Raw genomic sequence first — 14,700 nt, 5'->3', positions numbered from 1 at the left:
AGATAACGCCGTGCCGAACGGAGGGTAGTGCCGGCCGCTGGCCGGCTCTGCACCGTCACCATTTGAACAACACCAGGCTGATCGCCAGGCTGCCCATGCCGGCCACCAGACCGTACACGGTCTCGTGGCCCTTGGCGTAGCGCTTGGCCGCCGGCAGCAGTTCATCCAGGGCCAGGAACACCATCACCCCGGAAATGATGCCGAACACCCAGCCGAAGGTGGCGTGGTTGAGGACCCCCGACAGGGCCACATACCCGATCGCCGCGCCGATCGGCTCCGCCAACCCGGACAGCAGGCTGGCGCCGAACGCGTAGAACTTGTTCTGCGTGGCGAAATACACCGGGACCGCGATCGCGATGCCCTCGGGGATGTTGTGGATGGCGATGGCGAAGGCCAGCGGCATGCCCACCGACGGGCTTTCCAGCGTGGCGAAGAACGTTGCCAGCCCCTCGGGGAAGTTATGCGCGGTGATCGCCACCGCCGTCAGCAGGCCGACCCGCTTGATGTAGGCCTTGTTGTTGTCGCGGAACAGCGGGTCCTGCTTGTCCAGACTCTCGTGCGGGTTCGGGATCAGGTGGTCGATCACCACGATCAGCAGCACGCCGACCAGGAAGGCCGCGGTGCCGTAGGCGAAGCCCAGTCGGGCGTCATAGGCCTGGGTGAACGAGTCGATCGCCTTGTTGAGGATCTCGGTCAGCGAGACGAAAACCATCGCGCCACCGGCAAAGGCCAGCCCGAACGCCAGCAGGCGCGGGTTGGGCCGGCGCGAGAACAGCACCATCAGGCTGCCCAGCGCGGTGGCCAGGCCGGCCGCCAGGGTGACCGCCAGGGCGATCCATACGTTTTCACTGGAAATATCAGGCATCCGCCAACGCGTCCTTGTAGAAGTGCAGCGCGCCCCGGACAACAACACCGGGGCGCGAAGTAGGGAGCACGAGGTTTGCGGCGGCTGACCTCAACACAACGCCACGATCAGCCGCCGCGGCGCAGCCGTTCTTCGACCGCGAAGCACTGGTCGGGCTTGGGCTGCGGCGGGTTGAAGCTGACCGGCACCTGGATCGTGGTCGAGACCGCCTGCCCGGCGCGGGTAGCCGCCTTGAACTGCCAGGCCTGTACGGCCTTCTGTGCCTGCTCGTCGAGCTGGGCATTGCCGCTGCCGCTGGCGAGCTGGACCTGGCTGGGCTGGCCATCGGCGGCGATGGTCACCTTGAAGGTGCTGGTGCCGCCGATCCCCTGGCAGGCCAGTTCGATCGGGTACTCCGGCGGGGGCGTCTTGACCGCGGCGACCTCGGTGGGTGCAGCGACCGGGGCGGCCGGTTCGGCGGGCGTCTTGTTGCACCCGGCCAGGGCGGCCAGGGCAAGGCTGGACAGCATGATGTACTGCAATTTCATGGGCTTACTCCGTCAGGGCCGAGGCTTTCGCCGCGCAGATGAAGTCGTTCTCGCTCAGGCCGCCCACATCGTGGGTGGAGAAGCGCACCACGGCGCGGTCGTAATGCACGCCCAGGTCCGGGTGGTGGTCCTCGCGATGGGCCACCCAGGCCAAGGCGTTCACGAAGGCCATGGTGCCGTGGTAGTTGTCGAAGCGGAAGGTGCGGGTCAGCGCCTGGCCGGCCTCGGCCAGCTCCCAGCCGGGAATCTGCGCCAGCAGCTCGGTGACCCGGGCGGTGCCGAGCTTGTGGTCGCTGCCTTTGCGCGGCACGCAGTGCGCTTGCGCCAGCGGAATCAGGTCGGCCATGGGTTCCTCCACATCTGGATGACTGAACAATGCGCGGTCCGGTGTATAAACCGAATGAGCGCATAACAAGGGATTGGCTAGAATAGCCCGATGATCCAGATATCCGACACTGCCCAATCCTATTTCCGCAAGCTGATCGAACGTGAGGCCGTGCCCGGCATGGGTGTGCGCCTGACCGCCGTCGATGCGGGTACCCCGCGCGCCGATGCCCGTCTGGAGTTCGCTGATCCCAGTGAACTGCTGGGTGATGAGTGGGCGGTGGACTGCGATGGCTTCACCCTTTACGTGGCCGCCGCCAGTGTGGCCTGGGTCGATGGCGCCGAGATCGACTTCGTCACCAATGCCACCGGCAGCCAGCAGCTGACCATCAAGGCCCCCAAGATCAAGGGCGAGGCGCCGACCGAAGGCTCCTCGCTGGTCGAGCGCGTGCGCTGGGTGGTGGAGAATGAAGTCAATCCGCAGCTGGCCTCGCACGGCGGCAAGGTCGCGGTGCAGGAAGTCTCGGCCGATGGCGTGGTGCTGCTGCGCTTCGGCGGTGGCTGCCAGGGCTGCGGCATGGCCGACGTCACGCTCAAGCAGGGAATTGAAAAGACCCTGATGGGGCGGGTGCCCGGCATCACCGCGGTGCGCGATGCGACCGACCACGACAGTGGCGACGCGCCGTACATTCCCCGCGGCACGGCAGCCTGATCCCGCTGCGTGCCACTGCGCCGGGCTGACGACATCCTCGAGTGGCTGCTGGCTCGCCAGCCGGACACGCGCTTTCTTGAAAAAACCACCGGCCTCCCCTATGGGTGGGGCCTGTGGCTGCGTGCGTTGTCGCCGTTGCCGCGTCCGTTCCGGGCCAGCGAAGTGCTGGCCGAGCTGGCCCAGCGTGAGCCGGTACGGCACGGCGGGCGGCTGCCGGCGCTGAGTTTCGTGCAGGCGATGCGCCGGCTGCTCTGGCAGGGCTGGGAACCGGCCCCGCGCGACCAGCGCTGGATGCGCTGGACCTCGGCGGTGATCAGCGCGTTGTTGCATCTGTTGTTCGCCCTGGCGCTGCTGTGGGTCGCCTTGATCCGGCCGCCCAGCGAACCGGAACAAGGCGGTGAGAGCGGGCGTGTGCAGGTGGCGTTCGTTGGACGCGGCGCGCCGCAGCAGGAAGAGGGCGCGCAACCTGCCACTGCCGAGCCGGCCACGGCGGAAGCTGCGATCGCTGCGGCGATGGCCAATGCCCAGGCGATGGCGCAGGCCGAGGCCGATGCGCAGACAGCATCGGCCCCACAGCCGACCGCAGCGCCGGCGCCACCGAGCGAGCCGCAACCGGCGCCACCCGCGCCGGCGACGCCCGCGGTGGAGCAGCCCGTCCAGGCGACCGAGGTGGCCGAGGCCACCACCGATTTCGTGGTGCCGCCGACCAGCGTCCCGCGCACCGAAGTACGTGTGATGACGCGCGAACCGCAGGACATTGCCGTCCGTGAGCGCACCGTGGTCACGGTGGAGACGCCGACGCCGCGTGCCACCGTACCGGCGCCGCGCCCGGCCGAACCGCAGGTGCGCACGCCCGAGCTGAGCGTGCAGGAGCGGCAGGTCACCGTGGTCGAAGCGCCGACACCCACCGTGGCCATTCCCGGGCCGCGCGTGGAGGCCACCGTGCCCCAACGTGACGTGCAGGTGCGCGAACGCGAGATCCGGCCGGTGAGCGCGCCGGCGGTGAGCGTGGCCACATTGCCCACGCGCGAGGTGGCTGTGTCCGGTCGAACGCCGGATGTCGCCGTGCGCGAGCGCGCGGTGCCCAACGCCGCCCCGCGCCCGGCACCGCCATCACCGGCGGCGGCGAGCAATGCCAGCAGTGCTGCGAGTGCGTCCACGGCGTCCGCTGCAGCGCGCGCCCCGGCGAGCCCCTCCAAGGCGCCCCCGGGCAGTTGGGCCACGCCCAACCGTTCCGACGACTGGGGTGCGGCCAATCATCCGCAGGATGCCGACCTCAATGGCAGGGCCGTGAGTGCGACCCAAGGCAATGCCGGCAGCCTGTTCAAGGCCGATGGCAGCGTGCGCGTGCCTGGCCAGGAGGGGCGCGCAAACAGCGAGCGTGGCGCGCCGGGCGGCGATAAGGACGGCTGGAGCAAGGAGCGCATCGCGCAGTCCGGCACATGGCTCAAGCGCCCGCCGTACGACTACACGCCGACCTCGTTCGACAAGTACTGGGCCCCCAACGAATCGCTGCTGGCCGAGTGGGTACGCAAGGGCATCAAGGCCGTCGAGATTCCGATCCCAGGCACGAATTCGTCCATTTCCTGCGTGATTTCCGTGCTGCAGTTCGGTGGCGGCTGCGGCCTGAGCGATCCGAACATGCAGGACCAGCCGGCCATCGCACGCCCGCCGCCGGACATCCCGTTCAAGAAAGAACTGCAGGAAGACAACGGCAGCCGATGAGGCTGTGCCTCATCGGCAGTAGAGCCACCCCATGGGTGGCCGCCCTGGGGTCAGGCATCAGGGGCGTCACAGCAAAGCATGGCGTGGCTCTGCCCGGAGAGGGTGTTACGGCGTCGCGGCGTCCTCGTCCAGTTCCACGTCTGCATCGCGCAGTGCCACGAACGCCCAGAACGGCACGTTGCTGTCGCTCCAGTAGCGGCTGGCTTCGTCGAGCACATCCAGCAGCGTGTCGAAATCGGCACCGGCATCGCTGCGCAGGGCATCGGCGTCGCTGAAGAACAGCGCATAGCCGTTCGCCGGCAGCCAGGCCAGGTCGCGCAGGTTATCGGTCAGCGCATCCCAGTTGCCGCCGAAGCCGGTTGGAAAATCCAGGCGTGCGGCCAGGCGCATCAGCAGCGTGCGTTTGTCGTGGCAGCCGTCCAGATCGATCTGGATCACGCGCAGGCCGGCATCGCGCATCGCGGCCGACAAGGGGGCGACATCATCGTTGCCGATCGCATAGATACCGGCATTGTTGATGTCGTGCAGGCCCAACTCGAATCCGTCATGCGTCATTGCCAGCTCCCGGCAGGTGGAACGTCGAAACTGCGGAACGTTTCATAGTGATCATCGGTGTAGAACCAGCCAGTAGGGGGTGTGCCGCCGGTGACGATGCGCCGCGCACCGCGATTGCCGGCGCCGGGCGTGTCCACCGTGTATTCGTGGTAATAGCCGCGCGGCCGCTGCGGCAGGCGCTGTTCGCGGTTGCTGAAAATGCTGCCGTCCTGCCGGTGCGGGTACGGGCCGCCGCGCTGGATCAGTGCGATGGTGTCGCGCGCCTCGGCGGGCAGGAACGGGGGCAGGGGATCGCGCGCTGCCTTGGCCGATGCCGGTGATGACGTCGCGGCACTGGCGGGCGGCGCGGCATCCGGTTGCGTCAGCGATGGCGCGAACTGCGGAGCGGGCGGGCGTTGGGCCAGCTTGATGGCGGCCAGGCCGCCCACCAGCAGCATGATGGCGATCAACAACAGCAGTGGCTTGCGCATGAGGGGCCAAGGGCGATGGGCGAGGCGACTACTCTACTGCGATCATCGCCCCGCACGGTGAGGCCCAGCCGAACAGGCGTGCTGCGCTGCGAGGGAGCCCACCTCGCCCGGCGTGCACCGTCACTGTCGCGTCACGATCCGGACACGCGACCGACCGCACAGGACGAAGTTTCCTTTACATGGCCCTTGGTAAGCTTATCGGCCATCCCCATCATCGACTCCGCAACGCCCGGTCTTTGCCGGGTGAGTGAGCTACCAGGAGAACCACATGGCCTATACCCTCCCCAAGCTGTCCTACGCCTACGACGCGCTCGAGCCGCATATCGACGCAGCGACGATGGAAATCCACCACACCAAGCATCACCAGACGTACATCAACAACGTCAACGCCGCGCTGGAAGGCACCGAGTTCGCCGATCTGCCGGTGGAAGAACTGGTCAAGAAGACCAAGTCGCTTCCGGAAAACCTGCAGGGCGTCGTGCGCAACAACGGCGGCGGCCATGCCAACCACACCCTGTTCTGGACCGTGATGTCGCCCAACGGCGGCGGTGCACCGGTGGGCGACGTGGCCAAGGCCATCGATTCGCAGCTGGGCGGCCTGGAGAAGTTCAAGGAAGCCTTCACCAAGGCCGCACTGACCCGCTTCGGCAGCGGCTGGGCCTGGCTGAGCGTCACCCCGGACAAGAAGGTCGTGGTGGAAAGCAGCGCCAACCAGGACAGCCCGCTGATGGACGGCAACACGCCGATCCTGGCCCTGGACGTGTGGGAACACGCGTACTACCTGAAGTACCAGAACCGTCGCCCGGAATACATCGGCGCGTTCTTCAACGTCGTCGACTGGAATGAAGTCGAGCGTCGTTACCAGGACGCCATTGCCTGATCGGCAGGGTCACCTGAAACGAGAACGGCCAGGCAGCGATGCCTGGCCGTTCTTCGTTGCGCCGCCGGGAGCCCTGCGACATCAGGGCGCGCTGGTGCTCTCCGGCGTCTGCAGGCGCAGGGTCGCCATGGTGCCCAGACGCATCGTGGCGGGGTCACTTTCGCTGGCCGGCAGCTTGATGCTGTCCTGGCGGATGCCGCCGAAATACTTCACCTGGAACAGCACGTCCAGGCCGTGCCCACGTGCCGCGCCGGCCAGTGAGGGCGGATCCACGCGTTCGCCGGGGTTCTTGCGGGCCGGCTGGAAGCCCGGCGTGCTGCCCACCAGTTCGGTGATCTCGGCGGAGAAATCGCCGGCGATCAGCGAGGGCAGGCCCTCGGCGGTCGCGCCGATCCAGGTCATCAGGTCGCTGGTCTGGTGCCGGCGGATCTGCGCGTCGTCCGGCTCCGGCCGCAGCCGGGCCACGTAGATGTTGATCAGCTCTTCGCGCAGCTTGATCCGCACCATGCCGGCGGCGCTGAACTGCCCGGGCGGGTGCAGCAGGGTGACGGCGTCGTCGGTGACCGGCAACCGGGTCAGCATCGCGCTGCCATGGCGCAACGGCTGGCTGGGCGGATCGGCGGTGACGAAATCGCAGCTGTAGCGCAGACGGCTGGCCAGCCAGCAGGCCGGGTTACGCCCCTGGGTCTGCAGCACGCGCTGCACCGCGATCACGTCCGGCTGCATGGATTCGAGCAGCTGCAGCACCTGGTCCCGCCGTTGCTGCCACTGCGCATCGTCCTGCGTCGGCAGTTCCAGCGTGGCGATCTTCAGCGAGGGCAGGGCATCCTCGGCCTGGCGTGCGTGCGCGCCTGCGGCGGGGGCGGCCAGCAACAGCAGCAGGATCCAGCCTGTCCAACGTCGGGTCCCACCAGTGATGTGCGTGCGCATAACGATAAGTTTACGCTTCCGCCGTCGACGATCCGTGACATGGGTGCCATCCCGCGCGGCCGTTTTCGGCCTGCCTGCCATGTCCGGCGCCGCCTGTCATGCAGCTGTGCAGCGTGCGCTGGGGTAGGGGCTTCCGGTAATCTTGGTCCTTTCGTGTTTGCAGGACAGCCCCACAGGATGAGCAATATCGCAGCCGCCAGCGCAGGCAAAGGAAAGATGCCGCGCCAGATTCCCTACATCATCGGCAATGAGGCCTGCGAACGCTTCAGCTTCTATGGGATGCGCAACATCCTGGTGCAGTTCCTGATCACCTCGCTGCTGCTGCAGGAGATCACCGCCGATGGCCGTGCCGGCGAGGCCAAGGACATCATGCACAGCTTCATGATCGGCGTGTATTTCTTCCCGCTGCTCGGTGGCTGGCTGGCCGACAAGTTTTTCGGCAAGTACCACACCATCCTGTGGTTCAGCCTCATTTACTGCGCCGGCCACGCCTGCCTGGCCATCTTCGAGGACAGCCGCCAGGGCTTCTTCGTCGGCCTGGGCCTGATCGCGCTGGGCGCCGGTGGCATCAAGCCGCTGGTGGCCTCGTTCATGGGCGATCAGTTCGACCAGAGCAACAAGCATCTGGCCAAGCTCGTGTTCGATGCGTTCTACTGGATCATCAACTTCGGCTCGCTGTTCGCCTCGCTGCTGATCCCGCTGGCACTGAAGAACCTGGGCCCGTCGTGGGCCTTCGGCATCCCGGGCATCCTGATGTTCGTGGCCACCTTCGTGTTCTGGATGGGCCGCAAGCGCTATGTGCTGGTGCCGCTGCCGCCGAAGGACCCGCATTCGTTCGGCAACGTGGTGCGCACCGCGCTGTCGGCGCAGGTGCCGGGCAAGGGCCGTCCGGGGCGTACGCTGGCGATCCTCGGTGCGGTGCTGGCGGTGGCCTCGATGGGGCTGGTGGGCAGTCTGGGCATCGTGATCTGCCTGTGCATCGCGCTGGTCCTGCTGCTGGCCGGTATCGGTGGCGGCACCTGGATCCAGCTGGACCGCGCCCGTGCAGTGCATCCGGCCGAGGCCGTGGAAGGTGTGCGCTCGGTGCTGCGCGTGCTGGTGATCTTCGCGCTGACCACGCCGTTCTTCTCGCTGTTCGACCAGAAGGCCTCGACCTGGGTGTTGCAGGGCCAGCAGATGGCCATGCCGAGCTGGTTCACCGCCTCGCAGATGCAGGCGCTGAACCCGCTGCTGGTGATGATCCTCATCCCGTTCAACAACCTGGTGCTGTACCCGATGCTGCGCCGCTTCGGCTTCGAGCCGACCGCGCTGCGCCGGATGACCGCCGGTATCGCCTTCAGCGGCCTGGCCTGGATCGTGGTTGGTGGCATCCAGGTGATGATGGATGGCGGCAACGTCATGTCCATCTTCTGGCAGATGCTGCCCTACGCGCTGCTCACCTTCGGTGAGGTGCTGGTCTCGGCCACCGGCCTGGAGTTCGCCTACAGCCAGGCGCCGCAAGCGATGAAGGGCGTGGTGATGAGCTTCTGGAACCTGACCACCACCATCGGCAACCTGTGGGTGCTGCTGTCCAACGCGGCGGTGCGCAACGATACGGTGACCCACCAGATCGCCAGTACCGGCTTGAGCGAGGCGGCGTTCCTGATGTTCTTCTTCGCCGGCTTTGCGTTCCTGGCGGCGTTGGCCTTCGGTTGGTATGCCAAGCGCTATCGTATGGTCGACAACTACCGCACCGCCTGAGCCTGACATGACCCCAGTCAACCTGCTGCTGATCGCCATCACCGTCATCGTGTCGTGGATGGCGTTCAAGAACCGTGCGCTCGCCGACCGCCTGATCCTGTGGCCGCCGGCGGTGGACCGCAACCGTCAGTACGATCGCCTGATCACGTACGGGTTCATCCACGCCGATCTGTCGCACCTGGCGTTCAACATGATCACGCTGTTCTTCTTCGGCGGCTTCATCGAACAGGTGATGCTGCAGTTGAGCGGCAGCTACCTGACCTATCCGGCGTTCTATCTGGGTGCGTTGCTGGTGTCGATCCTGCCGAGCTATCTGAAGAACCAGAAGAACCCCAGCTACCTCAGCCTGGGGGCATCGGGCGCGGTGTCGGCGGTGCTGTTCGCCTTCATCCTGATCAAGCCGTGGTCGATCATCCTGGTGCTGTTCATTCCGGCCCCGGCGATCATCTATGCGGTGTTCTACGTGGGCTACAGCATCTGGATGGACCGCCGCGGCGGCGATCGCATCAACCACAGCGCGCATCTGGCCGGTGCGGCCTTCGGTGTGCTGTTCATGCTGGCCATGCAGCCGAGCATCTTCAGCCACTTCCTGCGTGAGCTGAGCAACCCGACCTTCCGCCTCGGCGGTTGAGTCGGGGCGTACCGACCAACGGTCGGTACCTGCAACGTGGTACCTGGCGCGGGTAGCTCACGACCGTTGGTCGTGAGCCCGGTAACCGTCAGGCGTGAGCGTCTCAGCCGTCAGGCAGCCTTCTTGCCGTCTACGCCATAGGTGCTGAGCAGGCGGGAATAGACCTCGTTGTCGATCTGGTCGAATTCCCAACCCTGGGTCTGGCCGTTCACGGCCAACTGGAACAAGCCTTCCAGCAGGGAGGTGTCGGCGTCGCCGTGGGGGGCGGGGGCAGGTGCGGTGTTGTCCATGCGGACCTCCGGGAAGCGGGTGCGTACAGGCAGGTCTTCGCAAAAGCCATGCCAGCTTTCACGCCCTGTCCGACTCCAGTATCGGCCGGAGGGCGCCGGGCTTTAGGGCGGGATGTGACGCAGCACGTCGCTGCTTGCCCCTGTTCAGGCTTCACGCGATCATGGCGGCCGGCTGCGCACTATCGCTTCAGTCGCCGCAGGAGACACCGCTCATGGCTTCGGTCACGCCGCCCGGACTGGCTTACGAGGTGGAGCACGATCTGGCCAATCACCGCTTCCAGGCCCGGGTCAAAGGGCATCTGGCGCTGCTGGATTACCAGATCAAGCGCAAGCGGATGATCATCACCCATACCGAGGTGCCGGAGCCGATCGCCGGCCGTGGCGTGGCGGGTGAGTTGACCAAGGTGGCGCTGCGCTATGCGCGCGAACAGAAATTCAAGGTGGTGCCGGCCTGCGCTTACGCCGAGGCGTTCCTGCAGCGGCACGAGGAGTACGACGACCTGCTGGTCCGATGACGACAGCGGGTCATGCTTCAGGGATGGCCGATCATGATGGTGGGTTACAACAAGGGGATTTCAGGATGAACATCGCAGGAAACCGTCGCGCGCTGCGCGCCAGCGCGTTGGCCATGGCCATGGGCGTGGTGGTGCTGGCAGGCTGCAACAAGCACGACGGCGACACACAAGCACCGGCGGCGCCGGTCGACACGGCTGCCGAACCTGTCGCGCCCGCGGTGGCGCCCGACGCACCGGTCGAGCTGCGCGATGTGATCGAAACCTCGCCGCAGGCCGTGGTCGGAATCACCTACCCGCCGGACATCGCCCGGTATCCGGGCTTGGCCAAGGCGCTGGGCGGCTATGCCGACAGTGCGCGGGCAGAGCTGCAGCAGGCGCTGGACGGGCTGGGCAACGACAAGCCGACCATGCCCTACGAGCTTTCGCTGACCTTCGAGAAGGTGCTGGAAACGCCGCAGCTGGTGGTGGTGACCGCCGATGGCAGCCGCTATACCGGCGGTGCGCACGGTGAGCCGCTGGTGGCGCGCTTTGTGTGGCTGCCGGAGCAGCAGCAGATGCTGACCGCCGACAAGCTGGTGGCCGATGCCAAGGGCTGGAAAGCGATCAGCGATTACGTGGCCGACCAGCTGCGCGAGCGCGTGGCGACCCGGTTGAGCGGCGATGAAATGGAGCCGGCACAGATGCAGGAATCGCTGCGCAATGCCAGCCGGATGATCGCCGACGGCACCGGGCCAAGTGCCGACAACTTCAGCCAGTTCCAGCCGCTGACCGGTTCCGACGGGCGCATCTCTGCGATACGCTTCGTGTTCCCGCCCTACCAGGTAGGGCCGTACTCGGACGGCACGCAGACCGTGGACGTCCCGGCCGCCGTGCTGGTGCCGCACGTGGGTCAGGATGTCGCAGGGTTGTTCGCCCGGGGCTGATCGACGGAGGCGATGTGGACGCTGGGCTGCAACGACGGGTCACAGGGTTGCTGCATGAGGCGGGGATCACCGTGGAAGGTGACCAACCGCAGGACATCACGGTGCACGACCCGCGCTTCTACGCGCGGGTCATGGCCCACGGCTCGCTGGGCCTGGGCGAGAGTTACATGGACGGGCAGTGGGATGCCCACGCGCTGGATGACGTCCTCTTTCATCTGATGCAGGCGCATCTGGACGAGCGCGTGCACGGCTGGCGCGATCTGGCCGATGCGCTCAAGGCGAGGGTGTTCAACCTGCAGGCCGGGGCCGGCAGTTTCGAGGTCGGCCGGCGCCATTACGATCTGGGCAACGATCTGTACGAGGCGATGCTCGGCCAACGCCTGGTCTACAGCTGTGGCTACTGGCGCCAGGCAACGGATCTGGATGCCGCCCAGGAGGCCAAGCTCGATCTGATCTGCCGCAAGCTGGGGCTGCGCGCTGGCCAGCGCATTCTGGATATCGGCTGCGGGTGGGGCGAGGCGCTGAAATTCGCGGCCGAGCGCTATGGCGTGTCCGGGGTGGGCGTGACGATCTCGCAGGAACAGGCGGAGTATGCGCGCCAGTTGTGCGCGGGGCTGCCGATCGAGATCCGGCTGCAGGACTATCACGCGGTGGACGAGTCCTTCGACGCGATCCTGTCAGTGGGCATGTTCGAGCACGTAGGCGACAAGAACTATCGCGGCTACTTCGAGATGGCGCGGCGCTGCCTGCGGCCGGAGGGATTGTTCCTGCTGCATTCGATCGGCAGCAATCTGTCGCGGCATCGTACCGATCCGTGGATCGCCAAGTACATTTTCCCGAATTCGATGCTGCCCTCGGCCGCGCAGGTGACGGAGGCGTTCGAGGGGCTGTTCGTGTTGGAGGATTGGCACAACTTCGGCACCGATTACGACCGGACGCTGCAGGCGTGGCGGGCCAATATCGAGGCGGCGTGGCCACGGCTGGATGCGCAGCGCTATGACGAACGCTTCCGCCGGATGTGGCAGTTCTATCTGGCCGGCTCGATGGCTAGTTTCCGCTGCCGGCATGCGCAGTTGTGGCAGTTGGTGTTGTCGCCGGATGGCGTGCCGGGGGGGTATGTGGCGCCGCGGTAAGGGCAACAAAAAAACGCCCGGTAATGCCGGGCGTTTTTCGTACTGCACGTCCTTGAAACAGACGCTTACTTCTTGCTGTCACCCGAGGTCAGGCCGCGCTTTTCGAGCAGCGGCTCAATCTGCGGGGCGTGCCCGGCGAAGTTCTGGAACAGCTCCATCGCATCCACGCTGCCGCCCTTGGAGAGCAGGGTCTGGCGGAAGTGGTCGCCGTTCTTGCGGCTCAGGCCACCGTTTTCGCGGAACCACTTCTGGGTGTTGGCATCGAGCACTTCGGACCAGATGTAGGCGTAGTAGCCGGCCGAGTAGCCGCCCATGATGTGGCTGAAGTACGGGGTCTTGTAACGCGGCGGGACCGGCGCGTAGAAGATGCCGTCCTTGGCCAGGGCCTCGGCTTCGAACTTCATCACGTCCTTGGCAGCCGGCACCTGGTCCGGGCCGATCTGGTGCCAGCGCTGGTCGAGCATGGCCGCACCGAGGTATTCGGTGGTGGCGAAGCCCTGGTTGAACTTGGCGGCAGCGACGACCTTGTCGAGCAGCGCCTGCGGCATGGCCGTGCCGTTCTGGTAGTGCTTGGCGTAGTTCTTCAGGATGACCGGATCATCGGCCCACATCTCGTTGACCTGCGAGGGGAACTCGACGAAGTCGCGCGGCACCGAGGTGCCCGAGAAATAGGGGTACTTCACGTTCGAGAACATGCCGTGCAGGGCATGGCCGAATTCGTGGAAGGTGGTGGTCACTTCATCCCAGGTCAGCAGGGTCGGCTTGCCGGCCGGCGGCTTGGGGATGTTGAGGTGGTTGGCGACCACCGGCTTGAAGCCGGTCAGCTCGGACTGCGAGACATACGAGTTCATCCATGCACCACCGCGCTTGGAGGCGCGTGCGTACGGGTCGAAGATGAAGATCGCCAGCTGGCTGCCGTCGGCATCGAACACGTCGTAGACGGTGACGTCTTCGTGGTAGACCGGCAGGTCGGTGCGCTGCTTGAAGGTCAGGCCGAATTCGAGCTGGGCGGCGTGGAAGACGCCGTTTTCGAGCACGTTCTTCATTTCGAAGTACGGCTTGAGCTGGGATTCGTCGAAGTTGTACTTGGCCTGGCGGACCTTCTCGCTGTAGAACGCCCAGTCCCATGCTTCGAGCTTGAAGGTGGGCTTGCCGGCGGCCTTCTGTTCCTTGTCGATCATGGCCTGCAGGTCGGCGGCTTCGCGCTTGGCGTTGGCGACGGCGGCCGGGGCGAGCTGGCCGAGCATGGCGTTGACGGCTTCGGGGGTCTTGGCGGTCTGGTTGGTGAGGTTGTAGGCGGCGAAGTTCGCAAAGCCCATCAGCTTGGCCTTGTCGGCACGCAGCTGCATGATGCGCGAGACCAGGGCGGTGTTGTCGTACTCGCCGCCGCGGCTGCCGCGGGTGATGGAGGCTTCGTAGATCTTCTGGCGCAGCGCGCGGTTGGCCAGGTTGGTCAGCGGCGGCTGGCCGGTGGTGTTGAGCAGGGTGATGACGTACTTGCCGTCCTGGCCACGGGCCTTGGCGGCTTCGGCAGCGGCGGAGATCTGCTCCTGCGAGAGACCGGCCAGCTCCTTGACGTCATCAACGGTGATCGCCGAGGCGTTCACTTCGGCCAGCACGTTCTGGCTGAACGTGGTGCCCAGGTTGGCCAGTTCGGCGTTCATTTCCTTGAGCTTGGTCTTGTCGGCTTCGGACAGCTTGGCGCCGGCGCGGACGTAGCTCTCGTAGTACTTCTCGACCAGGCGCACGCCTTCGGCGTCGAGGCCGAGCGCGGCGCGACCGTCGTACAGGCTCTGGATGCGGGCGAACAGCTTGCCGTTCAGCGCGATGGCGTCGCTGTGCGCGGCGAAGCGGGCGGAGTAATCGGCCTGCAGCTTCTTGCGTGCGTCGTTGGTGTCGGCGCCGACGAGGCTGAAGAAGACGGTGGTGGCGCGATCCAGGGTGTCACCGCTCTTTTCCAGGGCGATGATGGTGTTGTCGAAGGTCGGCTTGGCCTTGTTGTTGGCGATCGCGTCGACTTCCTTCAGTTGCTGAGCCATGCCGGCGTCGAAGGCGGGCGCGAAGTCGCTGTCCTTGATCTTGTCGAACTGCGGGAAGTGCAGCGGCAGCGGGCTGTCGGCGAAGAACGGGTTGGCCTGCTGGGCGGTGGTCGCGGCCGGGGTGGCGGCGGTGGCGGAATAGGCGGGCAGGGCAAGGCCGAGGGTCACGGCGACGGCGAGGGCAAGACGGGTGGTCAAGGGGAATTCTCCGGTCAGACAAGTCTTTGAGGGTAACCCGAGCCGTTGCGGAGGGGCTTGTGTCGAAAGGCATGTTTTGGCCGGACCACGGCCGGGGCATTGCGAAAGGGCGCGGTCACAGCAACAGCAACAGCGGCGATGGGCTGCTGCGAGGCGCGGGGCGGGTGGGGGCCGGCGGGGCACGCTGTGAATACGTCCATGTACGCTCGTAGTGCGCCATCCATGGCGCACTACGGCCCCGCC

Annotated in this window: 16 protein-coding genes; 8 read left to right on the top strand and 8 right to left on the bottom strand. The window is 66.2% G+C overall.

Annotated elements, in window-relative coordinates; all coding sequences use genetic code 11:
- Positions 1–55: 55 nt before the first annotated feature.
- The 3 genes from zupT to AC1DIQ_RS01470 form a co-directional block, all read right to left on the bottom strand.
- Positions 56–865 carry a zinc transporter ZupT gene (gene zupT, locus AC1DIQ_RS01480; RefSeq protein ID WP_019182887.1) on the bottom strand — a complete coding sequence of 270 codons (810 nt, stop codon included), beginning with the start codon at positions 863–865 and terminating at the stop codon, positions 56–58.
- A 107-nt stretch (positions 866–972) separates the two neighbouring features.
- Positions 973–1,392, bottom strand: a complete 420-nt coding sequence (locus tag AC1DIQ_RS01475) for an energy transducer TonB (protein WP_121038078.1) — start codon at positions 1,390–1,392, stop codon at positions 973–975.
- A 4-nt stretch (positions 1,393–1,396) separates the two neighbouring features.
- Entirely contained in the window at positions 1,397–1,738 is a 342-nt protein-coding gene (locus AC1DIQ_RS01470; RefSeq protein ID WP_019182889.1) for a 4a-hydroxytetrahydrobiopterin dehydratase, read from the bottom strand.
- Between the two features lie 90 nt (positions 1,739–1,828).
- Here AC1DIQ_RS01470 and AC1DIQ_RS01465 point away from each other — a divergent pair, with 90 nt between their 5' ends.
- Positions 1,829–2,428 (top strand): NfuA family Fe-S biogenesis protein, encoded by a 600-nt coding sequence (locus AC1DIQ_RS01465; RefSeq protein WP_121038075.1) that lies wholly within the window; start codon positions 1,829–1,831, stop codon positions 2,426–2,428.
- Between the two features lie 9 nt (positions 2,429–2,437).
- Positions 2,438–4,153, top strand: a complete 1,716-nt coding sequence (locus tag AC1DIQ_RS01460) for a hypothetical protein (protein ID WP_478049327.1) — start codon at positions 2,438–2,440, stop codon at positions 4,151–4,153.
- Between the two features lie 105 nt (positions 4,154–4,258).
- Here AC1DIQ_RS01460 and AC1DIQ_RS01455 read toward each other — a convergent pair whose 3' ends face one another.
- Together AC1DIQ_RS01455 and AC1DIQ_RS01450 are read right to left on the bottom strand one after the other, a co-directional pair.
- Positions 4,259–4,708 (bottom strand): barstar family protein, encoded by a 450-nt coding sequence (locus AC1DIQ_RS01455; RefSeq protein WP_121038069.1) that lies wholly within the window; start codon positions 4,706–4,708, stop codon positions 4,259–4,261.
- Positions 4,705–5,178, bottom strand: a complete 474-nt coding sequence (locus tag AC1DIQ_RS01450; RefSeq protein ID WP_478049326.1) for a guanyl-specific ribonuclease — start codon at positions 5,176–5,178, stop codon at positions 4,705–4,707. The genes AC1DIQ_RS01455 and AC1DIQ_RS01450 overlap by 4 nt, the downstream gene beginning before the upstream one ends.
- 268 nt (positions 5,179–5,446) lie before the next feature.
- Here AC1DIQ_RS01450 and AC1DIQ_RS01445 point away from each other — a divergent pair, with 268 nt between their 5' ends.
- A complete protein-coding gene (locus AC1DIQ_RS01445; RefSeq protein ID WP_121038063.1) occupies positions 5,447–6,058 on the top strand; it encodes a superoxide dismutase in 612 nt (203 codons plus the stop codon).
- An 81-nt stretch (positions 6,059–6,139) separates the two neighbouring features.
- Here AC1DIQ_RS01445 and AC1DIQ_RS01440 read toward each other — a convergent pair whose 3' ends face one another.
- Positions 6,140–6,988, bottom strand: a complete 849-nt coding sequence (locus tag AC1DIQ_RS01440; protein WP_121038060.1) for an endonuclease/exonuclease/phosphatase family protein — start codon at positions 6,986–6,988, stop codon at positions 6,140–6,142.
- Between the two features lie 177 nt (positions 6,989–7,165).
- Here AC1DIQ_RS01440 and AC1DIQ_RS01435 point away from each other — a divergent pair, with 177 nt between their 5' ends.
- Entirely contained in the window at positions 7,166–8,728 is a 1,563-nt protein-coding gene (locus AC1DIQ_RS01435; RefSeq protein ID WP_152152686.1) for a POT-type proton-dependent oligopeptide transporter, read from the top strand.
- 7 nt (positions 8,729–8,735) lie between these two features.
- The gene (locus tag AC1DIQ_RS01430; RefSeq protein ID WP_478049325.1) at positions 8,736–9,359 is read left to right on the top strand and encodes a rhomboid family intramembrane serine protease; all 624 of its coding nucleotides are present in this window, start codon (positions 8,736–8,738) and stop codon (positions 9,357–9,359) included.
- 110 nt (positions 9,360–9,469) lie between these two features.
- On the opposite strand, the gene AC1DIQ_RS01425 is transcribed toward AC1DIQ_RS01430, so the two are convergent.
- The gene (locus tag AC1DIQ_RS01425) at positions 9,470–9,649 is read right to left on the bottom strand and encodes a hypothetical protein (RefSeq protein WP_121038054.1); all 180 of its coding nucleotides are present in this window, start codon (positions 9,647–9,649) and stop codon (positions 9,470–9,472) included.
- 212 nt (positions 9,650–9,861) lie between these two features.
- On the opposite strand from AC1DIQ_RS01425, the gene AC1DIQ_RS01420 reads away from it, so the two are divergent.
- The 3 genes from AC1DIQ_RS01420 (at position 9,862) to cfa (ending at position 12,220) form a co-directional block, all read left to right on the top strand.
- On the top strand, positions 9,862–10,164 hold the full coding sequence (locus AC1DIQ_RS01420) for a GNAT family N-acetyltransferase (protein ID WP_121041132.1): 303 nt from the start codon (positions 9,862–9,864) through the stop codon (positions 10,162–10,164).
- 65 nt (positions 10,165–10,229) lie between these two features.
- Entirely contained in the window at positions 10,230–11,087 is an 858-nt protein-coding gene (locus AC1DIQ_RS01415; RefSeq protein WP_152152684.1) for a DUF3298 and DUF4163 domain-containing protein, read from the top strand.
- 14 nt (positions 11,088–11,101) lie between these two features.
- Positions 11,102–12,220 carry a cyclopropane fatty acyl phospholipid synthase gene (gene cfa, locus AC1DIQ_RS01410; RefSeq protein ID WP_478049324.1) on the top strand — a complete coding sequence of 373 codons (1,119 nt, stop codon included), beginning with the start codon at positions 11,102–11,104 and terminating at the stop codon, positions 12,218–12,220.
- Positions 12,221–12,285: 65 nt separating this feature from the next.
- Here cfa and AC1DIQ_RS01405 read toward each other — a convergent pair whose 3' ends face one another.
- Positions 12,286–14,457 (bottom strand): M3 family metallopeptidase, encoded by a 2,172-nt coding sequence (locus AC1DIQ_RS01405; RefSeq protein ID WP_152152682.1) that lies wholly within the window; start codon positions 14,455–14,457, stop codon positions 12,286–12,288.
- Positions 14,458–14,700: the final 243 nt, after the last annotated feature.

The sequence above is a fragment of the Stenotrophomonas sp. 05L413 genome (genome assembly GCF_056397945.1).
This window is presented reverse-complemented; position numbering and strand designations above follow the sequence as displayed.